Below are 24,364 nucleotides of genomic sequence, written 5' to 3' on the forward strand. Positions count from 1 at the left end.
GCCGAAGGCAGCCTTGCGTCCCCGGATGCTTCTCCGGGCATTGCGCCCTGGCGAAGCCAGCCTTGCGTCTCATTCCACTCTTTCCAACCTGACCCGCTACCACGCGTTTACGGTGTATACTTTTGATTAATAGCGGCTTCATTGCTTCAGGAGGGGGTGCACCAAGTTGAGGATCGGAATTGCCGGACTCGGCACAGTAGGGTCCTGCGTATATGCTATTCTTTCTGAAAAGGGAGATGATATCGAGAAGAGATCGGGAAGGAGATGTACTGTCTCCAAGGTGATAACAAGGACTCGAAGCAAGTACGCCAAACTTGGAATCCCGTCCGACCTGATCGCAGAGGATTTCGAAGACCTGATTATCAACAGCGATATTGTAGTCGAGACTATTGGCGGGACTGAGGCCGCCAGAAAACTGGTTAGACAGTCTCTGGAACTCAACAGAACAGTGGTTACCGCGAACAAGATGCTTATCTCCGAATTCGGTAATGACTTCTCCGGCAGTTCCGTAATTAAGAGTCTCTTCTTTGAAGCTGCCGTGGGTGGCGGCATTCCAATAATCTCGCTTCTTGAGGACTACCTGATATTCCACGGAATCAAACGCATACGCGGTATACTCAACGGAACAACGAATTTCATTCTATCTGAGATGCAGAAGGGAATGGGGTACCAAGAAGCTTTGAGGCTTGCTCAGGAAAGGGGTTATGCAGAAGCCGATCCGTCAAGCGATGTAAAGGGCTTAGATGCAGCATACAAGCTATCGGTGCTCACGGGGATAAAGACTGGGATTTTCCCCGGAATAGCGACAATAGAGACGAAGGGAATTGAAGGTATAGATAAGCTAGATATAGAGAGGGCTGCAGACGAAGGGAGGAAGATCAAGCTCATAGGGACGATTGATTTCGAGAAGGAAGGAGCTTATGTTAGACCTCAGGAGCTAGAAAGAGATGATCCACTTTGGAGCGTAGATGGTGTTGAGAATGCCATAGAGGTTGAAACGGATCTGTCTGGAAGGTTTATTCTCAGGGGAGAGGGTGCAGGCGCACAACCAACTGCAACTGCGATTATCTCGGATATTCTAAGGGCATCGAGATACGCCGAGAAGCAGAGCAATTCAGTCGTGATAATGAAGTTTGGAGGAACGTCGGTCGATACGCCGGAGAAGATAAGGGATGTTGCAAAACGTGTTCAGAGAAAGGTTCAAAGCGGAGTCAAGCCCGTTCTGGTTGTTTCGGCCATGGGGGTCGAAACTGACACTCTCTATGAACTCGCCGGAGAGATCTCCAGTAAGCCAAACGGCAGAGAGATGGATATGCTTCTAGCTACCGGCGAACAGAAGTCTATAGCACTTGTAGCGATGGCAATTCAGGAGCTGGGGATGAAGTCTATCTCACTTTCCGCCAATCAGGCTAGGATTCAGACTGACTCGAATTTCTCAAATGCAAGGATCGTCTCAATCGATGCGGATCTAGTGAGTCGCCACATTTCAAATGGATATGTTCCCGTTGTTGCAGGCTTTCAGGGATCGACATATACTGGCGAGATCACGACGTTAGGACGAGGGGGTTCGGATCTTACGGCCGTAGTGCTTGCGAAGGCTCTGGGATCACAACTGTGCGAAATCTACAAAGATGTGGATGGCGTATATTCTGCCGATCCGAGGATAGTTGAGGATGCCAGACCTATAAAAGAGATCTCATGGGAAGAGATGATCGAGCTTTCCAAACAGGGAGCTCAGGTGCTTCAAAGCCGAGCGTCGGAATTCGCCAGGAAGTATGATATAAAGGTGCTCGTGAAAAACGCGCACACGAACGCCAGAGGCACACTTATATGGAGGGGATCGAAAGTGGAGCAACCTATCGTAAGCGCAGTAACTTCTGATCAGGATATCGTAAAAGTAGTTCTGCAGGAAGTTCCTGACAGGCCGGGAATAGCTGCAAGAGTGCTCAAGACTCTTACCGAGCAGAATGTGAATATCGATATGATAATACAGAGTATGAGAAGTGGTGATTTCAACACAATGGCCTTTACCGTTCAGGCGAGCGACCTTGCAAAGCTCAAGCAGGATATTTTGAAATCGAGAAGCGAAGCCAGAGAAATAACCATAGAAAGAGCTATTGCAAAGATTTCCATAGTGGGCGTCAACCTGACTGCCACACCGGCCATAGCTGCGACTCTCTTCGAGACTCTTGCAAATGAAGGGATCAACATAGATATGATAAGCGCCAGCAACAGCAGAATCTCGGTCGTAATTGACAGCAAGAAGGTGCGTTTGGGTGTAAACGCTATTCACAGTGCCTTCAGTCTGGGGGAGATCGAATGAAAGGGTTAATAGCTAGCTACGAGAGATTTCTTCCCGTAACTCAGAGTACTCCGAGGATTACCCTCCTTGAAGGAAACACACCTCTGATATATCTGGAAAACATCAGCAGGAAATTCGGACCGAAAGTTTACGTGAAGTATGAAGGGGCCAATCCCACAGGCTCTTTCAAAGATAGAGGGATGGTTCTGGCTATCGCCAAGGCGATTGAAGAGGGTTCAAAGGCCGTAATTTGTGCCTCTACCGGAAATACTTCGGCCTCTGCTGCCGCTTACTCTGCAAGGACCGGTTTGAAGTCGATAATCTTGATTCCGGAGGGAAAGATCGCTCTGGGTAAGCTTGCTCAGGCGATGATCTATGGTGCAAAGGTAATTCAGATAGATGGGAATTTCGATGACTGTCTTGAACTTGCGAAGAAGATTTCTGAAGAGTATCCGGTAACGCTTGTGAACAGTCTGAATCCATACAGACTTGAGGGTCAGAAAACTGCCGCTTTCGAGATAATCGACGTTCTGGGAAGGGCTCCTGACTACCACTTCATACCAGTAGGGAACGCGGGCAATATTGCTGCCTACTGGATGGGTTATCGGGAGTATCACGAGAGAGGTCTGTCAGGCAGCCTGCCCAAGATGATGGGCTTCCAGGCCGAGGGAGCTGCCCCAATTGTATATGACAGGGTCTTCGAACACCCCGAGACTATTGCGACCGCCATTAGGATTGGTAACCCTGCAAGCTGGAAGAAGGCAGTCGCTGCAAGAGACGAATCGGGAGGGGTAATAGAGGCCTTGACCGACGAAGAGATCTTGAACGCGCAGAAGCTGCTCGCGAGCACCGAGGGTGTCTTCTGCGAGCCGGCCTCTGCAGCTTCTTTTGGCGGCTTTTTGAGAAAAGCCTATCAAGGGCTTATCCAGCCGAGTGATGTCGTTGTCTGTACTTTGACCGGGAACGGTCTCAAAGACCCCGATGCAGTCATCAAGTCTGTAGACATGCCTGTAGTCATTCATAACAGTCTGGAGGCAGTCGTTCATGAGGCAGGTCTGAAATGAGACTGAGGGCGCCGGCCACGACGGCAAATATGGGAAGCGGATTCGATGTCGTCGGCATGGCTTTGAAGCTCCATAATACCGTTCAATTCGAGAAGGCGAATCGACTTAAGGTTCTATCTATAGGTAGATATGGAAGAGAGATCGAGGATGCCGAAGAGATTTTCAGAAGTTCTATAGCGAGATTTGAGAAGATTACCGGCAAGGTGGTACCGGGAATCCAGATAATTCAGGAGTGCGATATTCCGCCGGCTCGCGGCCTGGGTTCGAGCGCCGCAGCGATTGCTTCAGCTCTGTTTATAGCAAACATCATGACCGGCGGGAGTATTCCCGTAAGGAAGCTTCTCGAGATCGGGACCGAGATCGAAGGCCATCCCGACAACATCGTCCCATGTATGCTTGGAGGGCTCGTTGTCTCTTACTACGACGGAAAGAGATTCGACTACGAGAAGTTTGAAATGCCAGATCATAGACTGACTTTTCTGGTGCCAGAATTCAAGCTCTCCACAGATGTAATGCGAAAGGCGCTTCCCGAATCGATTCCCTTTGAAGACGCTGTGAGCAATATAAAAAGCGTTTCGCAATTTGTAGCCAAAATCTCAAAGGGCGACCTTGGTAGCGCTCTGAAATACTCACAGGATGAAATCCATCAGACTTACAGAATAAACAGCGATTCACGGATGAAGGAATTCGTCCTCAGCATCGAAGAGAGAAGGCCTTCTTTCTGGTTTGTCAGTGGTTCGGGCTCGGCGGTCTGCTGCGATCTGGAAGATGTGGACGGAATTCCATATCTGGAAGCAGTCATAAGAACCACCCCTGCAAACGAACCATTTATCGTAGGTCTGTGAGTAATTGACTAGATAACGAGTTTCAGTCAGCTTCGATAAACAGTCTCTATGGCGCCTTCACATGGAAACAGGTCATCGAATATCCGGTAGTATAGAAGCTCTTCCTTTGATCTAATTCCGCTGTTTCGCCGTTCGTTCTCAAGTTCGGAGTCGGATATCGTCTCCTCCGCATACTCTTTCATCAGATGCGATGAGCCCGAACCGACGCTGAACTTGCTCTTCTTACGCCACACGACGCTCTCCGGCAGCTCGTTTTCGAACGCCTTTCTGAGAATCCACTTCTCTGTCTTTTCCGGTCCGTGGATCTTCCATTCAGCGGGTATGGAAAAGGCAAGATTCAACACCGAAGGGTCCATAAAGGGTACATCGAATTCGATTCCGAATGCAAGACTCATTCTGTCGTTCCGCTGGAAGCCCGAGCGATAACCGTTTCTCGTAATCCTTATCGACTCTTTGTCTATAGACTCTGCACTGGGCAGATCCTTCATGTACTCATAGCCGGCGAAGAGCTCGTCGGCCCCTTCTCCCATGAAGACGAACGAACTGCCTTCATCGGCTGCCAGCTTCGAAACGAAGTAATTGGGAATAGCGCTTCTGACCAATGGAGGATCGAACGACTCGAGATGATAGATTACTTCGGGCAAGACTTCGAGCATCTCATCGAAATCATAGGTGTGCTCTCTATGATCCGTGCCGAGGTACTCGGAAACCTCCCTTGCGAATTCCGGGTCTTCCCCGTCGCCGCTTCCAACGGTAAATGTTCTCAAGGACCCGCTCAGCGAACTAGCAACAGCTGCAATACAACTGCTGTCCAAACCGCCGCTCAAGAAGACTACCGCGTCATACTTAACTGCTGAGAGCCTCTTTTCAACGGCCTCTTCAAGAGAACTCCGCAGCAGTTCGGCTGCCTCTTCTTCGTTTCGAGCATCTGACTCATCTGTAAGCAGGTCTTCGAGTGAGGAGTACTTCTTGAACCCTTCGATGGAAGAGAAGTAGTAACCCGGCGGAAAGACCTTCACCTCACTACAGAAGGGTGTCAGAGCCTTGAGTTCGGAGGCACACGCGATCGACCCGTTTATGAAGCAGTAGTAAAGAGGCTTCATGCCTAAAGGGTCTCGGGCGATCAGAGTTTCTCCGGCTGTATCTATTGCGAAGGTAAAAGATCCGTCCAGCCTATCTATGAATCGATTCCCATACTTCCTGCGAAGACTCAGTATCTTCTCCGGCCAGGGCGCATCGGAGCAGTTTCTGAGAAAACCGTCGAAAACGACGTACTCACCATGCCCTTCAAAGACATTCATGTCATCCTCATAGGCATTGCTCAACACAGCGCCCATACCTACCTCTCCGCCTGCCGCGAGGACTCTTGTCTCGCTCCCCCTATGTGCAAGAAAAGATAGCGAGTCTTCTATCATTTCTCTCTCGCCCCTATAGAAAACAGCGATTCCGCTCATCAAAAATCCCTCCATTTTGTTCCATGCGCGAGGACTTACCTGAAGCTACTTCTGGGATCATTACTATTCTGACACATAATAATTATATCATGTGAGGAAATCTCCAAAATTCATTTCTGAAGCCAGGTCCGCGCATCGCGTTCCAACTAGCTCAGAAGGCTTCATTCACTTAGTTCACAAGGAGGATTTCTGTATAATGGGAGTGCAGAGATTCCATTCACTTTGGAGTATCTGTTCTTTGCAGGTTATCATTTGTTTCTTATTCTTTTTCTGCACAGGGGATTGGGGAGGTGCGTTATGAAGATAGCAGTAATTGGAGCTGGCAACGGTGGACAGGCTCTTTCGGCGGTCCTTGCGATGCGAGGACATGATGTCTCGCTTTACAACAGGAGTCAAAAGAGAATACTACCGATACTTGATGACCGGAAAATAAGAGTTGAAGGTGAGTCTAGCGGAAAGGCCAAACTCAAGTACGTCGGAACGGATATGAAGAAGGCGATAAATGGGGTAGAGGCAATCATGGTGGTCGTGCCTGCCTTTGCTCATGCTCAGATTGCCGCCGGTCTGGCCGACTGCGTTACGGAAGGGCAAATCATAGTTCTGAATCCGGGCCGAACCGGAGGCGCGCTCGAGTTCGATAAGATCTTCAGGGAGAAGGGCGTTAGAGAGAAAGTGGTAATTGCCGAGGCCCAAACCTTCGTCTTCGCTTCGAGAATCTCTGGTCCGGGGATGGTAAGGATATTCAGGATAAAGAACGCCGTTCCGATTTCTGTTCTGCCTTCAAAGGAAAACGAGGCGATCATGCCGATAATAAGCGAGATCATGCCCGAGTTTACACTGGCAAAGAACGTACTGTACACAAGTTTCAACAACATAGGCGCAATCTTTCATCCCGGTGCGATACTTATGAACGCCGGTTGGATTGAGACGAAACACGGAGACTTCCAGTTCTACTTAGAAGGCATAAGCCCATCGGTCGCGAGAGCTTTGGAAGCGCTGGACAGAGAGCGCTGCGAGGTCACGAAAACTCTTGGCGTTGAGGCAATGGGCGCCAAGGAGTGGCTTGACTATGCTTATGACGTCAAAGGCGAGGACCTATATACGGCCATCCACAGCAACGAAGGCTATAGAGGGATAATGGCCCCGATAAGCATAGAGAACAGATACATAATGGAAGATGTGCCGATGAGCCTCGTTCCGATCAGCTGCTTTGGAAAGAAGCTCAAAATAGAGACGAAAGTCATAGATTCTATAATCAATATTGCTGGAGCGGTTATGGAGAGAGACTTCTGGAGCGGAGGGAGAAGTCTGGCCAGTCTCGGTGTTGATAAAATGTCCGTTGAAGAACTTACCAGGTACGTGGAGGAAGGGACCTGATATGAAGATACTGGCGGGAGCTATCGGGAGCGACATACACACTGCTGGCATTCTGAATTTCCTCTATCTGGCCGAAAGGGAAGGCTACGAGACGACATACATTGGAAGTGTAATCGGTATAGACAAGCTGTTGGACAGTGTGGAAGAGGCTTCACCTGACATAGTTGCGGTGAGCTACAGATTGGGCAAGGAATCTTGCGAGCAGCTACTGCGCGAACTGAAGCTGTCTCTGGAGAACAGGGGGATCGAGAAAAGACTGATCTTCGGTGGAACGGTTGAGACTGCTGAAATAGCAGAGAGAAGCGGTCTCTTCGAGAAGGTCTTTGATGGCAGCGAGATGCCGGAAGAAGTCGTTATGTTCCTCAGGGGCACGACAGATGCAAAAGGCCAGGTTGATTACCCGCAGTCGCTTCTCGAAAGAATAACATCTAAGAAGCCCTATCCGTTGATAAGGCATCATATAGGCCTGGAAACCGTTGAAGCAACTGAGAAGGCCGTCCGGAATCTCGCCGAATCCGGATTGCTGGATATCATCTCTCTTGCCCCGGATCAGAACTGCCAGCAATGGTTCTTTCAGCAGGAGAATATGATCTCTTCTGAAGACGGAGCCGGCGGCGCTCCCTTCAGAACTAGAGAGGATTTTGAAAGAATATATGAGGCAAGCCGAACAGGGAACTATCCATTGATGCGCTGCTACTCAGGAACAAGAGATCTTCTAAAGTTCTCACTCCTCTTCAAAGAAACAATAAACAACGCCTGGGCGGCCGTGCCTTTGACATGGTACTCGCAGCTTGACGGCAGGTCGGATCGCGAACTGCTCGAAGCGATTAGAGACAATCAGGGGGCGATAGCCTGGAACGGAGGGAAGGGCATCCCGGTCGAGATAAACGAGGCCCATCAGTGGGCGCTGAGATACTGCCATGCCGCAGTCGAAGTGACCACCGCCTATCTTGCCGCCCTCTGCGCCAAGCGCCTCGGCGTAGAAGTGTACGTTGCGCAGTACATGTTTAACACGCCACCGGGAATCTCTCCAAGAATGGATCTGGCAAAGGCGCTCGCAAAAAAAGAATTGATCGAGTCTTTGAAGGATGATAACTTCACACCGGTTACGATGGTAAGGCCCGGACTCATGTCTCTTCCAGCCGACCCCAATCTGGCTATGGGTCAGCTGGTAACATCCGTTTATACTGCTATGAACATTGACCCGGAGATCGTTCATGTTGTCGCTTACTGTGAAGCGACAAGAAGGGCCTCAGATGCAGAGATCATAGAAAGCGTGAAGATGGCCAAACAGGCGATAAACGAGGCGATCAAAGGGATTCCCGACTTCAAGCAGGATAAGGAGATTCAAAATCACAAGGAATACCTCAAGAGTGAATCTGCAACGATCATAGAGGCAATGGAGAAGATCAGAACAGGCGAGCTCACATCGCCCGAGACAATTTACACGGCAATCAAACTGGGCATTCTCGACGCCCCTGGTTTGAGCAAGATGTCAGTAGCCAAAGGAGCAGTTCGGACAGCCATTATCGACGGCCAGTCCTGCGCGGTCGATGAGGAAGGAACGAAGATAGACGAAAACGATAGACTTACCGCTTTGACAAGTGAAAATGGGGATTGAGATGCACCGAAGATCGTCGGCGGTCGCAATGCCGGCAAAGAACATGCCGGGACGCAAGGCACTGAAAAGCATCAGTGGACGCAAGGCTGGGCAAGAACGGCCCAGGTCGCAATGCTGCCTTCGGCAGGAGGCGATTTTGAAGCCAGTCTGCTAACGCAGGCCAGTCAGGCTTCGCCTGGCCAGTCTCGCCTTCGGCGAGGCCAGTTCCGGCGCGCCGGGCAGAAGAGACGATGAACGCTGATGAAGACCACGTTGACCGTCATCGGTTCTCCGTTCTCCGTAAAAGCTGTTTCTTCGGAGAACAGAGGACGGCCAACGGCTAAGTAAATTCAGACTTCATCTCTAGCATCTCGCCAGCCTGATTTGAAATAGAATAGGTATGTAACATGTTTGTGCGTTGAGTTATAAACTAGAATGATTTAAAAGTATATACTCATTCTAGCCAATAATACTTCTGAGACAAGACTGAGTATGTTCTCTACTCGACTGTGGGTGAATGATGGAAAAGAGGCTGCTTTTTACAATGGTCCTGTTCCTGACGGGAGTTTTTAGCCTGTCTCTAGCTATCACAAGCTACGTAGACCCGGTGGGATTTCCCGCTCCCTGGCCGGATAATCCAAGCCAGCCGCTAGCTTCTTATGAGTTCAACAGTCTCAACGACCTTATAGATTACTACCCTACGAATTCCTGGAATGTAGCCGGCGGTATTCTATCGCTTACCGCTTCTGGCGAGCGCAGAGCGATACTTGATGGGAACGAAGGCTGGGGCGATTACGTTGTGAGGAGCTTTGGCAGGATCACCGACGGGATTCAGTCCGGCGGCTCCGGTTATGCGATATATGTCAGGGCTACCGGTACTGCCAGGAACATAAACGCCTACGCTTTTCAGGTCGATCCGGGACTTGGGAATAAATTCGCATTGAGAAAGGTCACAGATGGTAGAGAGTCCGGCGTTCTAGCCTCGGGAACGCCTGCCGCAGGTTTCGACTGGCTGGAATGGCATGAAGTAACCATAGTGGCCATGGGTAATACATTCACTATGTTTGTCGATGGAATTGAGGTTTTGAGATACACTGACAGCGATAACCCTTTCATGAACGGAAGAGTTGGTCTCAGATCCTGGGGACCGACACAGGTCGAATTTGACTATGTTCGAGTGAATGAAAGCACTTCGGCAACCAACGAGTGGATCCCTTACACTTACTCGAGAGACCCGATTTACGACGCTTCAGGCAATACTGACAATTCTAATGGGGGGACCAGTCCCAGGCAGGAAGCAGATTTCGTCAGTTCTCAGAATCTGCCTGCGATACAGTTCTTCGCCGACTGCGACAATCTCATGTTCAGAATGGTGCTTGCCAACAACCCTCTACAACTACAAGGTTCTGGGACTCCCTATAAATCTTCTACATGGAACATACTTATAGATATAGACGGCGACGGTTATAGAGACTTCGCGATTGAACTCGACGGAACCGACCAAGGAATTGCGCCCGACGATATAAAGGTATATTTCAGCACAATCAGAGATCAGTATCTCTACAATAATGATTTGATCTGGAAACAGGATAGCGCAAAGCACTTGATTAGTCCGACAAACGCCGACGGCGAACCCGGCAGTCCGGCAAACTGGGATAGAGATCCCTCGCCTCTAGTGTGGGATTTTGGAAGAACCAGAGTGATCGAGTACGTTGATCCCTCGCTAGGTACTGTTTATCTTCTGGATATCCAGGTGCCACTGGCAGCTCTAGACGCTACTTCCAGAGGCGGGCCGAAACTCACTACCGACGATATCTTCCAGCTTGCGTTCACTACAAGTTCGAACACGAACAATCCTATACAGAGAGATCTTGCATTCCAGGGGACCTATACGATGGGTCTTAATAAACCCATCCCCTTTGGAGACCTTGTGAATTCATGTGGGCATATTTCGCAGATTCCTCTAACATCCAGGATCACCATTTCCGGCTGCGGTCCTTCCACGATCGAGGCTTTTGTGCTCGATTCGCATACCGCCGTCGGAGGAGCAATACGTTCGACGGTCACAAGCGTTAAGTTCTACTATTATTTTGACTATAACGGTAACGGAGTTGCCAATGACGGATTCGAGTGGGTCTTGATCGGAGATGCAACGGCCGTGGACCAGTTTAACCCCTGGAGGTTACAGTGGAATAATTCTCAGGTTCCACAGGGAGACTACATAATTAAGGCAGTAGTGAGAGACAATCAAGGCAATACAATGGACTCCTATGTGCAGTACAATAGCGGCGAACTCAGAAAAGTAGCACTCTTGGAAAATACTTGTAGCAGTATCTCGCTGACAGTCTCCGGAAAAGCCTTTGAAGACCGAGGAGACAATGGTGGGCCTTTTGTTTCGGGTGTCGATCTGCCAAAAACTAACGTTAGGGTGAGAATTTACAGAGAGGCCGACGGTAACGACGCGATCAGTAATGGCGACGTGTTTGTCGCAGAGACTAATACCGATTCCAATGGCAACTACTCTTTCGGACCTTTGCCTCAATATAGATACTACGTCGTTGTGGATTCGAAGAGCGTCGCTCCGACAGCTCTCAATCCCGGATTTCCACCTGCGACTCCCTGGGCCGAGCAGACTTTCAAACGCGAGTTCAAAGACGGTGCTTACAATGATGTACAGGCCTTTGGCGGTTTAGATCCCTCAATCTCAGACAGATTCGCGACCTGGAATAGGGCCGTCAGCCAGAGCAACTTTCAGCATTTATGCGTGGTTGACCTTTCGGAAAGCATACAATCCGTAAGCGGAATCGATCATGGCTTCTCGTTCAACGTGATTGTCAACACGAACGACACTGGAGATAACGACTTCAGAGTTGCCGGCAATCAGGGAACCTTCAGGCAGTTCGTGCTGAACTCAAATGCTATTGCCGGAGCCAATGCGGCGAGATTCGTCATGCAGACTCCTCAAAATTCATCTTTCGGAAGCAATAGTTGGTGGACGATACAGACTCAGGCAGCCTTGCCGGACATTACCGATACCCAGACAACTATCGACGGCACTGTATACACTGCGCAGGGGAACATCATAAACAGTAACGGCTCAAACTTTGGGGGCGGTCTTGCCGGAGTCGATAAAATTGCCATACCCCCACTCAACGGCAAAGAGATCGAGATAGATTCGAACGGTCTGCAGTATGTCCTGAGAACTTCGGCAACCGCGGGAGGCTTCTCGTTGAAAAACATCGCCTTCCTTAACGGCGGCGGGACTATCGGCGACACTAACGCCCCGGTAGTCATCAACGGCCAGAACTTCAATCTTGACAACATTGTGAGCGGGGCAAGAGCCGATGGATCTAGACCTGAAGATAGCAGTCTAAACAGAAGATACGGTCTGGTTATCAACGCGAGCGGAACTCTAAAAGACTCGTATATCGCTTACAACGGCTCCGGTCTTCTGCTGACTGGAAATACCATAGATGTAAACAGGATAATTGTACTGGACAACGGCATCGGTCCTTCGGGAACCGACGGAAATGGCGTTTCGATAGTCTCTCCGGCGATTTCAGTTACTTTAAGAAACTCTATCGTAGAATCGAATGGCGGAAGCCACGCCGGCGTGACTCACGGAAACGGTGTCTATACACAGGGAGACAAACTGACGCTTCTAGAGAATACAATGATCGTCGATTCAACCGCTTCGGCCATATCTCTCAACGAATCTGTGGGAGCAGTTATAAGAAAGTCAATCGTCAACGGCTCTCTTAGCGGTCCCGGTATAAGGGTTAGCAGCGATTCAAGTTATGGCGACTTTTCGCTAAACTCTTTTGGTGATAATCGCGGTCTGGCGATTGATCTTCTCAGATCGCCATCTTCGGACATAATTGAGGGTGCGAATCCAAACGACGGGCTTCTCAATGCAAACTATGGCAATATGGAAGTCGATCACCCTGTAATAGCTCTGGCAACGCGAAGCGGGAGCGCTCTGTCTATTCAGGGATTTGTCGGTCAGAACGCTCCCAGCACAGTCTTTGCTGGTTCTGTCGTTGAAATATACTCTGCAAGAGCCGGGGATGGAGACTCTTATTCGGGAGAGGACTATGGTGAAGGAATAAAGTATATCGGGTCACTCACAGTAGATTCTCAGGGAAACTTTGAGGGCAATGTCTCCCCTGTCTCTGAGGACACAAAGGTCATAACAGCTATAACCCGTCACGAAAGCTTCAGTAACGTTCTCGGCATTCTTGCTTACAGTACTTCCGAGTTCGGTCCGAATAAATCAGTTGGTTCGGGTCTGAAGATCAGCGGTTACGTCTATGAAGATCTCAATTTCAACAGGACCCGCGACTATGCCGAACCCGGTATTGCGGGAGTCAGGCTGAAGCTCTGGAAGTTTGATGGAAGCGGCTGGACTTTCCAGTCTTATACTCAGACGGACAATGAAGGTTTTTATAGCTTCGATGTTTCACAGGGAACTTACAGAGTTGTGGAAGACGCACAGAATCTCTTCAATTCATCAACTGAAGGATCTGATCCTGTTGGATACATATCCACGACTCCGAACTGGGTTGAAGTGATAGTAGATACAGTAAACAAAACGGCCGATTTCGGTGATTTCAGAGGTTTTATTGTGAAAGGTTTTGTCTTCGATGACACCGGTGCAGGCGTCGTCTCTCAGGCCAACAATGCTACAAGAGAGCCGGGAGAGGCGGGGATACCGGGAGTGCTGGTTACACTGACAAACGGGTCGGACAAATTTACAAGATACACAGACCAGGACGGTCTTTATAGATTCTTCGTCTCCGGAGATCCTGTCTATTCAATCGTAATAAGAGAGACGGATCTTCCGGCATATACATCAACGGGCGACCATGATAGCGGCGGTTCTGCCCCTCTTGATGAGAGGAATACTATAACGATAAATTCGAATGTTGATTCTTCGGCTTTCTACAATTTCGCAGATGTGAAGAGATTGCTCATCGAAGGTATAAACACCGTTTCGGGACTTCCGGGAAGTACCGTTAACCTCGATCATTCTCTGCTCGTTGCAACTTATGGTAGCGTTTCTCTGGAGACCATTTCATCTCAAGGCTTCGGTATAGCTGTTTATGAGCTCGATTCGGCAGGGAATGTGCTGGGCCTGTGGGATAACAATATCGCAAGGTCTCCGGCAAGGTACTATTTGAGACTTGCAGTCAACATACCCACTGAAGCCATCAGCGGCACGTTCGACGCGATAAAAGTCAGGGCGGTTCAAGACTGGTCTAATTCTGTGGGAAGCGATCGTGCCGAGACTTACGATACAATTACCGTTGGAGCCGAGGGCCTGTCGATTCGCAAAGAGACCCGCAATTTCTCGATCTCGGGTGACTGGGGATTGTCATCTGAAGGAAAGCCCGGGGAGATAATCGAGTACAGGATCTCATTTGCCAACAATGGAACTCTTTCGATTCCTTCTGTTGTGATAACCGATCCTCTGGATAGAGATTTGCAGTTACTTCAGAGCAGTTATTCGATGGGCAGTTCTCACGGTAACGTGATTCTCTCTGTCGATGGCAGCGAGTATCTGCTGGTCGCCGAAGACGGTGGCGACGCTAATCTTGATTGGGCCTTCTGCGAGGGGGGAGTTCTGACGGTTAATATCACAAAGATAATTGGTGCGTTGCAGCCAGGCTCTTCGGGCTGGCTGATATTCAAGACGAAACTTAGAAGATAATCGGGAGGGGATACAGATGAAGAAGTGTTTCCTTACAATCGTTTTTCTTTCAGCACTCTTTTTACTGGGTTTTGCCAACGAGGAACCTATAAAGGTCAGTATCGAAAGTTATAAGGTCTGGGATTCTCAGAGTGCGACAGAGACATACGAGGAACTCGACGAGGTCTTTCCGGGCGACGAGATTCTTTATGTTCTCACATATGAAAACGTATCGGAATCTACGATCGAAGGTCTCCAGATGATCGCATTGATCCCCGAAGGCACTTTCTATATAAGGGGAAGCGCAACTGGAGAGAGGCGTGAACATCTGGACTGGGAGAGTCGAGAACTAGAGCTCTACTTCAGTTTCGATGGAGGGGAGACTTTCGGAAAACCACCGTTATTCTTTGAAGAAGTGAGGGGGGGGATGGCAGTAAGGAGATTGGTCAATCCTACGGCTTATACAAACATAATGTGGGTCTATGGAAGACAGTTTATGCCATCAGATATATTGAAAGTGCTTTACAAAGTTAAGGTATCCAACTAAAACACACAGGAGGTGAGTTTATGAGTAAGAAACTTCTACTGGTGCTCCTCGCGGTCATGATAGCTGTTGCCGCGATTGCCGCACCACCTGCCGCCGGCACCAAAATCAAGAACCAGGCCGCGGCTACATATACCGATGGCAGGGGAGTAACCAGAACAATCCTATCCAACCAGGTAATAACCACGGTACTACCGGTCTATTCGGTACTTGTCACACCCGATCTAATAGAACAACCGGGTGCCGCCGGACAGACTATGCAGTTTCAGTTCAGGATCGACAATCTCGCAAACACTGTCGATACTTTCAACACGAGTGTGAATATCGATCCCGCATCGACATTTACTCCGCAAAATATCGAAGTCTTCTACGACGAAAATGGCAATGGCGTCGTTGACCCCGGTGAAGAGCTCTGGAAAAACACAATTCCGATACCATCGGGTGACTTCAGGTATGTCATAGTCAGGTACAGGGTGCCGAGTGCGGCTGCGGCAGGAACCACCGCCACAGTCTATCTTGATGTGAACTCGGTAAGCGATCCGGTAAATGCCTTCGATCACGACAACGCGGCGCGCACAACGGTCTATAACGATGCCGTGTTGACTCTCTTCAAATCTGCAACCCCACAGGAGGTCAAGGCCGGCGACGAAGTCGTTTACACGATTTCCGGAGCTAACGTCGGTAACAAGGCAGCTTCAGACATAACCATAATCGACATTCTGCCGGCAAGTCTTGAATATCTGGGCTTCCTTGACAAGGTTCCGGCAGGTATGACCCTCGATGTAACAGGCAATACAGTGACCCTGCATATAGCCAATCTAACTGCAGGCTCGAGTTTCCGGATTAGACTTAGAGTACAGGTGAAAGCGGATACTCTTGCAGGTGTCGTTGAGAACGTGGCAACAATGACTTACAAAACGACTGCGCTCGAGACTGTGAGCAGGAGCTCGAACGTCTCCACTATCATGGTTGGTGGACCGGGCAACGAGACGACTAAGGTCTGGATCGGTCCCAAAGACAACCCCGAAGCGGTAGATCCGAACGATATAACGATAAAGCCCGGTGTTGCCGGTACTCTAGTAGAGTTCACGAATACGGTGAAGAATGCCGGTCTCTCGAAGGACATAATAAACATTACAATCGCCGAGGTTCTTCCTGCCGGACTCGATAATGTTGTCGCTATCTCCTTTTTCACCGAGAACCTTACTCCCCTACCCGATACCGACGACAACGGGATGCAGGACACAGGTCCGCTTGCACCGGGAGAGACCTTCGACATTACCGTCAAGATCTTCATACCCGCAGAAATCCAAGCCACTGTAACTTCAATTACCGCTGAAGTAAAGGCTATCTCCTCGATATCTCCAGCCGCCTCCGACACGACCACAGACAAGGTCGAACCAATAACCTTCCCGTCCGTAGCAATCGGAAATATGTCTGGAACGGCCACCGATACTACCGTAGATAAGACCCCGGTAAACAAGAACGCCGATCCCGGCTCTTATGCATATTTCCCTCTGGATGTTGTTAACAATTCCGATGCTGGCGATACTTTCAGCCTCTCGGCCGATCTTCCCGCTGGCTATACGGTGAGGTTCTACATCGATACCAACGGAAACGGAGTTCTCGATCCAGATGAGATGATACCTATAACAAATACCGGTCAGGTATCGGCAAAAAGTGGCATCAGGATCATAGCGAGAGTAACCGTCCCCGAAGGAGCCCTTTACACAGGAACGGCAGTTCCCGTGGAGTTCTTTGCAACTTCACTGACGAGACCCACAGCTGAGGACTCACAGATTAACACGATTACCGTGAACGCCGTCAGACGCATTACACTCTTGCCTTCCCGAAATGGATCGGCCGCACCCGGGCAGAATATCAACTACGAGCACACTCTGACAAACACCGGCAACGTATCGGTGACCGTCAAGCTCTATCCAAGCTCGACGAGAGGCTGGGACTTTACTTTCCTTCAGGGCGGAAACCCAGTAGATCTAGATGCAACTTGGCCACTCGACCCCGGCCAGAGCGTAACGGGTATATTCAGGCTTGAGGTCCCGACTGATGAACCTCTTGGCGTGACTGACGTCGCTTATCTGAAGGCCGAGGTCCAGGAGGACACTAACGTTACGGCAACTGTTATAGATATCACGGTCGTTGTGTCGGAAAAGGTCACTCTGGAGAAGGCCGTCAATAAGACCGATGCAAAACCCGGTGAACAGCTGATCTACACCATAACCTATGCCGACGTCGGAACGGAACCAATCAATAATCTGATCATCTACGATACGATTCCGTTCTACACCTCTCTTGATCCTGTAATAGTAACCGACACGGTCAACTTCACCGAACCGTCTCAGGTTAGCACCAATTACGGAGTAACCTGGGAGGACTGGGCAACGTTCGACAAAAACAATCTTGCCTCTGTTACCACCGTCAAGTGGGTAATCGGGACACTGACTGTCGGTGGTTCAGGCACAGTTGTCTTCCCGGTATTGATAGACGGTTATTGATCCAATTGCCATGGCCTTCGGGCCATGGCTCTTCATCTCTGTGATCCCCTGAAAACCATTTGGAGATCACAGAGACGAGGGATAGCGAGGTGATTAGGTGCGCAGGAAGACCGTAATGCTTCTTATATTAATCTTTGTGACAACAGTGATTGTCTCGGCGCCGGCTGCCGGTTCTAAGATAGAGAACTTTGCCTTTGCCAGATACAGAGATATCGAAGGCAATCACATTACGATCTTCTCGGATAAGGTCGTCAGTACGGTATTGCCCGTCTATGGTTTCACGATAAAGCCCGACGGAACATTCGAGAAACCCGGTCAGGAGAGAGAAGGCTTCGTTGGCAGCGCGGTTGATCTAAACTACGTGGCACAAAATTTTGGAAACAGCCCGACAACTATCTCCCTTTTGGCCTCTCAGGTCTTTGAAGAGGAACCATCAGGGGTCCCGGTGCTTAGAGTTATCGGTATTTATCTCGATGAAGGAGAAGAGAGTTTCTCGGGACAGGCAAAAACACCGGTAAATAGTGTCGACCTCGAAATCGATGGTTCAAAAAAGCTGATAGTAAGAGTTATTCTCGAAGAGACCGGTGATTTGACCGATAAAGGGTTTATCAACATAGTCGGAATAGACCCGGCCGGCAACACCGATGACGACAACATAGCCCAGATAAAGGTAGAAGAGAAGGAGATCGTCGCCTCTACAAAATCCAGACTCCTGGAGACAGTTCTCCCGGGCACATCACAGTCCTTCTCGGTGAGCCTCACAAACAACTCGGAGTACGAATTAGACAGCCTCGTTCTCAAAGACTTCATAGACTACGGAGGCAATCTGGTTGACGGTGTTCTCGATTCCGCTTCTCTCTTTTCGAATTACGATTTCTCCGTCCGTTACTTCAACGGTTCGGATTGGTTGCCCGAGCCGCCACAGAACGATGAAGAGATAAAGGGCTTCGAGCTCACCTTCGGGCCGGTTAGTCCGGGGCAGTCTATCGAAGTATCTTTCGATGTCTTCTTCCCAAGTAGTGTTCCGGCCGGCAGGCGCTACAACACAGCCAGTGTTTCCTGCTCGCGGCTTGGAACAACATGGTCCTCAAAGACAAATACTGTCGATTTCACCATTCCGGCTCTGGGAGTCCCTCTTCTAGGTCCTTTCGGATACCCGGACGCGCCGGAAATGACTTTTGAGGACACTACGGTCAGCACTACTACGGTTTTCGATGGCGATACTGTCATATTCCGTCATACTCTCAAGAACGACGGAAATACCCCCGGTGTAATGGATCTACTTATCGAAAGTGCCAACTTTCCGCTGGAAGGCTGGGGATTCTCTTTCAAAGACGATACGGGAGTTCTTCTGACGGACACAGACGGAAGCGGTTATGTGGATGTCGGGGTCGTCGCTCCCGGGCAAGAGGTAGATATAATCCTGGAGGCAACGATTCCTGGAGGCGTTAGCGGCAGCAATTTTGCAAAAGGTTTTAAGTTTATACCGAAAACCGTAATGGGTAACGAGGAGAACAGAACGATAGATATAATTCCACATATCAGGAAGTCAGACAGTCTAAGCATATCCAAAGTCGTTCTCTCGAGCTCGCTTGTTATGCCAGGGGCCGAAGTGCGTTTCCTTATCTCGGTGGAGAACGAGTCTGAAAGTTCGACCGGAAAGATCACGGTTAGCGATCCTATTTCCTCGCTCCTTTCGGCTCCGTACGAAATTGAGGTTTCAAAAGAGGCTACGGTTTCATTCAACAGTCAAGAGAGAATACTCACGGTCGAGTTCGACTCTCTTGATCCTCTGGAGAGTGTGGAGATTACCTTTAAATGCCCTACGGTTGACGGTCTCGCTGAAGGGACCGTAATAGAGAACACGGCAACCGTCTCCGGCGACGGAACTTTCGAAGACTCCGAAAGGGTCTCCGTGAAGATCTTTCACGGGAGTCTGGAGCTCGTGAAGCTGGCCTCTCCTTCGATCGTTGAGCTGGGGTCGGAGATCACCTACACTATCGAGGTGTCAAACCCCAGTACCATAGCAACTGTAACTGAACTAAGGCTGGAGGACAGAATCCCGCCGGGGACCTCTTACGTCGAGGGAAGCGGAAGCATCGACGGCGAACCCGTAGAGCCTCTGATTCTTGAAGATATGCTGATCTTCGATAATCTTAGAGACCTGAAGCCTGGAGAGAAGTCAAAGGTAGTTTACCGTCTGAGACTCGACGAGTTTACCGGAGAATTCCTGAAAAACATGGTCAGGGCTATCGGTACGATTTTATCCGAAGAGTACAGCACGGAAGTGGTAACAGAACCCTCTGTCGTCGACGTGCGCGTCTTCAGGCCTATGAATACGGGCACTGGAATCATAGGCAGGATTTATGTAGATGAAAACGGAAACGGCTTCTACGATAAAGATGACAGCAAACCTCTGCCCGTCAGACTGCTCCTTCAGGACGGTTCCTTCGTCGTTACGGATAAGGACGGACTGTTTCATTTCGACAGACTGAAACCGGGACTTCACACCGTCAAGGTAGATATTGACGTGACGCCTTACAGGCTTTCGCCGAATCAGGATAGCCGATCGCTTGGAGACGACAGATCTTTCATGATCGAGACGCTGCCGGGAATGTACACTATCATAGATATACCGCTGATCCACAGGGAGAGAATCGTTGAGACGATAACATATAGAAATCCGCTGACTCTCAAAGGCTTTGACGCCGCGTCGCTAATAGTCTCTGGAAATCAGAGTCTAGATCCCTCCATGTTCTCCGATTACGGTTATATAGTCACACCGTTGAACGGACAGGAATTTGTCGGCGTTGACAGACTCATGGTAGAGGTGGCAATGCCCATAGAAAGTCGCCACACTCTCTACGTAAACGATATTGTCGTTCCCGAGAGCCAGATAGGTCAGAAGGCCAACGACGCAGATGGCCTCTGGCTTTTTGTGAAGTACTTCAATGTGAAGCTGAATCCCGGAAGGAATAGAATAAGGCTAGACTGGCAGGATGGAACGGCAAAAGGCAGCAAGGAGATAGAGGTATATCTCTCCGGAGAGCCCTTTGAATTCAGAGTCTCGACCGAGCCGCTTATACTCACCGCCGACGGTGTGACAGAGGTACTGGTCGTAATCTCGCTGGTCGATGAAAGGGGCGTCCCATCATCGGTCGGTGGAACTCTCATTATTGAAGGTCTCGATTCGCATATCGTCCTGGAACCTTCCGACTGGGACGGAACGAGACTGAAGCTCGAAAATGGCGTCTCTAAACTTAAATTGAAGCCCACGGCTCAGGCTTATGCAGTAGACTTCTCTGTAAGGTACGGCGATCTGTCTAAAGATGTTCGTCTGGAGTATGCAGTCGAATCGCGTCCACCGCTTATAACAGGAAGCGCACAGCTTCAGTACAGCTTCAAAGATCGTTCGCTGTCCTTTGAAGGCGGTGTTTTCGGTCGCCTCAATATCGATAAAGGCTTGTTTACCTTCCGTTTCGGTGAAGAATCGTTGGCCGATTTCGATACGTATATCACCCATGGCGACGAATCGATAAAGGGTACGCTAGCTCCCTCATCTCGCCTGTTTTTTCTGCGATATGAAATCGGGCATTTCAACGTTCAACTTGGAGACTATACGTTTGAAACCCGCGGAAGCACGGGCTTCCTGTCAAGTGGAACGGGTCTTTCCAGCGAATACAGCGGCGATGTCTTTTCCTACAAACTCTTTGTGAATCCTGTTTACAGGGGAAAGAGGACCGAGGAGTTCAGGGGAGAGGGTATACGAGGCCCCTATTACCTGTCTGAAGTACCGGCTTCTGGAAGCGAAACTATAAGTCTTATAACAAGAGATAGCGAAGGCGAGATTATCACTCGACGGGTTTTGAGAAGAGGCGAAGACTATACCCTCTACAATTCGAACAGACTGCTGATCTTCAGTAAACCGGTTCCGTATTTCGATCTAGACTTCAACCCGATCTGGATCGAAGCCGTCTATTCTACCGATTCGACCTCGCCGGGCGATCTCGACATGATGGCTTATCTAACCTACTCTCCTTCGGGCTGGAAGTATGCCCTTACCGGGCTATTCAGAGGCCTAAGCGAAGGTTACCGGTTTGCGTCTTTGAAGGCGGACGGCAGTATTTCCGAAGGCCTTTCGCCTTCGCTGGAACTGCTGGTCTCCTCGGACACAGGAGACTTCGGATTGCGGGCCGCAGGGGCGCTGAAGTTTGTGAGCAAGACGGTCGTCGGTAATCTCGAAGCTCATCTGGACAGAAACTTCAGGGCGCCTGGCAATCCCAGAGCCTTTTCCGGCTTCGGTTTCAGTCTTGAACTCAATCCAAAGCTATTTGAGCTGAAACTGCTCTCGGGATACAGCTTCGATGAAAAGGCTAAGACGGGAACCCTATCGCTTGAGCTGCTGAGAGACTTCAAAGTGGGTCAGGTTATGACGGAAGTCTCGCTCAAGGAAACTCTGATACATAAGCAGGACGGTCTGGAAAATGAAGTCCGGCTCACCGCAAGACCGAGGTTATCGCTGGACAAGACCAGGCTCAGCGGGGAAATCAGTCTGGGACTGAGAGGAGTCAGTCCGGTCGCGGGTCTCTCTTTGAGGACCGACTTTGGTATCAGCGAGTCTCTCTTTGCGGGAGGAGATGTAGCATTTGACTCCTCCGGAGCGGGTAGGGTAAAACTGTCGCTGACTCCATACATATTGAAGAAACTTGGTAAGGTCTCTATAACAGCAAAAGAGAAGATAGAGTTCCTACCGGATCTAAGGTTCACCACAATTATAGGCTTTGGCTATTCGCTGGATGCGGGGAAGATAGATCTCGAGGCGACTCTTTCGGACAGGGTCTCGATTGGAGCCGGTTACACGGCCTCCTATTCTCCGGGCATCGTCAATCTGGATTTTCTCTTACAGGGAAGACACACTCTCGTTGGCTCGAACACCGAGGACTTCTACGCCCTTCACGTAGGTATAGAGAATCGTGAGATTGAGTCCCTCAAACTCAGGCTGGATACAGATCTAAGATTCGACACCGGATTCGCCCTGTCGCGATTCCTTATAGAGAGCCGGGGAGAGTATCTCGGTCTTGATAGGCTTAGACCGGCATATCACATTCTCTTCACGAACGACCTGAAGACCCAGAGCAGCAGATTTGAAGTCCAGGCCGGCCTCGCATATGTTCCCCAGTTGAGGAGCCCTCTGGCTCTCCTTGCGGAGGGAGCTTACTATATAAGCAGAAACGGAGAAGAAACGACTTCTGAAGGCCGACTGACTCTTGACACTGTCTTCTGGTATGATAGAACCTTCAACTTCGCTCTGACCGGGGAGATATATCTCAAGAAAAACATGGTTTACACAATAAACGGACTCAGAGCGGAGAAGTCTTTTGCCGATCTCTTCTATATCACCGGTGCCGGATATCTTGTAAACGATAATAGAGGCGGTTTCTATAACAGATTCATAGTCCAGGCCGGTCTCACCCTGTGGCCGGATACAGTTGTCTACGCCGGTTATGGCTTCGGTTCGCTGAAGGAGAGCTTCCTTGGAAATCTGGGAAAGGACGGCTTCTACTTTGGAGTAAAAATCAAATTGGACGACAGCTGGTTCTTCAAGAGCAGAAGCACCGGAAAGTTGAACCTCTACTTCTTCCTCGACAAGGATCTCGATACGAAATTCGATACAGGTGAGATGCCCGTAAGCGTCAAGGTGAGAATAGATGGCATAGAGTACAAGAGCGATGGAAATGGAGTCATATCTGTCGAGTTGCCCGTCGGTCTTTACAGAGTCGAACTCGTAGAATACCCCGATTCACTTGTTTCCTTGCTTAAGGATTCTCCAGAGCTTCAGATAACTGAGTACGGATCCAGAGACTTCTACTGGCCGTTTATGGAGTCTCCAGCGTACGTAGATATACGTATCTTTGTCGACTCGAATTCTTCGGGCACATACGATAAGGAAGAGGAATACCTGAAGAGCTTCTCTATCAACATAGGCGAGGATGTAGTGTTTACCGAAGACAAAACACTTACCGTCCCGGTCTCATCGGGAATTATAAGAATCTCACTGGATCTGGCCTCGCTAGGTTCGGGTGTCAGTATCACGACCGGTACTTTGAACAGACAGTTAGAGCTGAGACCGGGGGAGAGGAAGAGTGTCGAATTTGGAGTCGCCTTCCAGCGGAAAATCGAAGTGGTCCTCTTCAGAGACCTGAACGCGAACGGTCTGAGAGAGAGCGAAGAGCCTCTTCTGGATGCTTCAGGTATTCTAACCATAGGCGGAAAACCCTTTAGAATAGGCTCCCGGACGATCCTTGAGGGTGTTCCTGCCGGTGTTAGCAGAGCAAGTCTGACGATGGACAGGGGCTTTGAAAGACTCTACTCTCGCACTACATCAATTGAAACAATTGAAGTTGACGAGAAGGGCGATACTCGACTCGAGATTGGATTCGCTCAAAGGAGCTCACTGAACATATCTTTGATTGACGAGACAGGAGATTATTTGTATGAAGTGGTTAGTCTGAATGTCGATGGAATCGAATTCCAGGTCTTTGGAATGATCGAACTGGTAGGACTTGTCTTTGGGGAACACTCCATCGAAATAACCGAGTTGCCAAACGGATATACTGTCTCAGAAAATCTGAGGACAATATGGCTCGAACCTGGTAAGAACAGTGATCTAACGATTTCAGTCGAGAAAAAATAGTGTTCACCTATTTTCGAGTGCTCGAGCCTGGCATCATATAATAACAAGCATATCGATACGTTGAATGATCGGAGATATTGACCTCAGATAGCATCTAAGTTCACCAGACGACAACAATCGCAAGAAAAAGGCTTCGAAGTTTGCTGCAATTGTTGCACTTTGCAGATTATACTGGCGGTACCAAGAAAACCTGAACTTATTGCTCTCATTGCTTTTGAAGTGCTCCATCGCCAGACCTTTCAAGAGTTAGCTTTAGAAATCGCTGCCCCACTTAAGAAG

General features: G+C 49.5%; 10 protein-coding genes. 9 read left to right on the forward strand and 1 reads right to left on the reverse strand.

The window, feature by feature from the left end:
* The first annotated feature begins 166 nt into the window (after positions 1-166).
* Genes B3K91_RS12660 through B3K91_RS12670 form a run of 3 tightly spaced genes read left to right on the forward strand, consistent with a single transcriptional unit; the run spans position 167 to position 4,211 of the window.
* Positions 167-2,323 carry an aspartate kinase gene (locus B3K91_RS12660; RefSeq protein ID WP_292589908.1) on the forward strand — a complete coding sequence of 719 codons (2,157 nt, stop codon included), beginning with the start codon at positions 167-169 and terminating at the stop codon, positions 2,321-2,323.
* Positions 2,320-3,366: a threonine synthase gene (thrC, locus tag B3K91_RS12665; RefSeq protein ID WP_292589909.1), complete on the forward strand. Its 1,047-nt coding sequence runs from the start codon at positions 2,320-2,322 to the stop codon at positions 3,364-3,366. The genes B3K91_RS12660 and thrC overlap by 4 nt, the downstream gene beginning before the upstream one ends.
* A complete protein-coding gene (locus B3K91_RS12670) occupies positions 3,363-4,211 on the forward strand; it encodes a homoserine kinase (protein ID WP_292593276.1) in 849 nt (282 codons plus the stop codon). The genes thrC and B3K91_RS12670 overlap by 4 nt, the downstream gene beginning before the upstream one ends.
* Positions 4,212-4,237: 26 nt before the next feature.
* Here the strand turns inward: B3K91_RS12670 and B3K91_RS12675 are convergent, their stop codons facing one another.
* On the reverse strand, positions 4,238-5,665 hold the full coding sequence (locus B3K91_RS12675; RefSeq protein ID WP_292589911.1) for an asparagine synthase-related protein: 1,428 nt from the start codon (positions 5,663-5,665) through the stop codon (positions 4,238-4,240).
* Positions 5,666-5,962: 297 nt separating this feature from the next.
* Here B3K91_RS12675 and B3K91_RS12680 point away from each other — a divergent pair, with 297 nt between their 5' ends.
* The 6 genes from B3K91_RS12680 (at position 5,963) to B3K91_RS12705 (ending at position 24,085) form a co-directional block, all read left to right on the forward strand.
* The gene (locus B3K91_RS12680; protein WP_214079828.1) at positions 5,963-7,042 is read left to right on the forward strand and encodes an NAD/NADP-dependent octopine/nopaline dehydrogenase family protein; all 1,080 of its coding nucleotides are present in this window, start codon (positions 5,963-5,965) and stop codon (positions 7,040-7,042) included.
* A 1-nt stretch (position 7,043) separates the two neighbouring features.
* On the forward strand, positions 7,044-8,663 hold the full coding sequence (locus B3K91_RS12685) for a methionine synthase (protein ID WP_292589912.1): 1,620 nt from the start codon (positions 7,044-7,046) through the stop codon (positions 8,661-8,663).
* A gap of 499 nt (positions 8,664-9,162) precedes the next feature.
* The gene (locus B3K91_RS12690; RefSeq protein WP_292595332.1) at positions 9,163-14,352 is read left to right on the forward strand and encodes an SdrD B-like domain-containing protein; all 5,190 of its coding nucleotides are present in this window, start codon (positions 9,163-9,165) and stop codon (positions 14,350-14,352) included.
* Positions 14,353-14,368: 16 nt separating this feature from the next.
* The gene (locus B3K91_RS12695) at positions 14,369-14,878 is read left to right on the forward strand and encodes a hypothetical protein (RefSeq protein WP_292589914.1); all 510 of its coding nucleotides are present in this window, start codon (positions 14,369-14,371) and stop codon (positions 14,876-14,878) included.
* Positions 14,879-14,898: 20 nt separating this feature from the next.
* On the forward strand, positions 14,899-17,391 hold the full coding sequence (locus B3K91_RS12700) for a hypothetical protein (protein ID WP_292589915.1): 2,493 nt from the start codon (positions 14,899-14,901) through the stop codon (positions 17,389-17,391).
* A 97-nt stretch (positions 17,392-17,488) separates the two neighbouring features.
* Complete coding sequence (locus B3K91_RS12705) at positions 17,489-24,085, forward strand: hypothetical protein (protein WP_292595333.1); 6,597 nt, start codon at positions 17,489-17,491, stop codon at positions 24,083-24,085.
* The last annotated feature ends 279 nt before the right edge of the window (positions 24,086-24,364 follow it).

The sequence above is a fragment of the Mesotoga sp. UBA5847 genome (assembly GCF_002432735.1).
Classification (GTDB): Bacteria; Thermotogota; Thermotogae; order Petrotogales; family Kosmotogaceae; genus Mesotoga.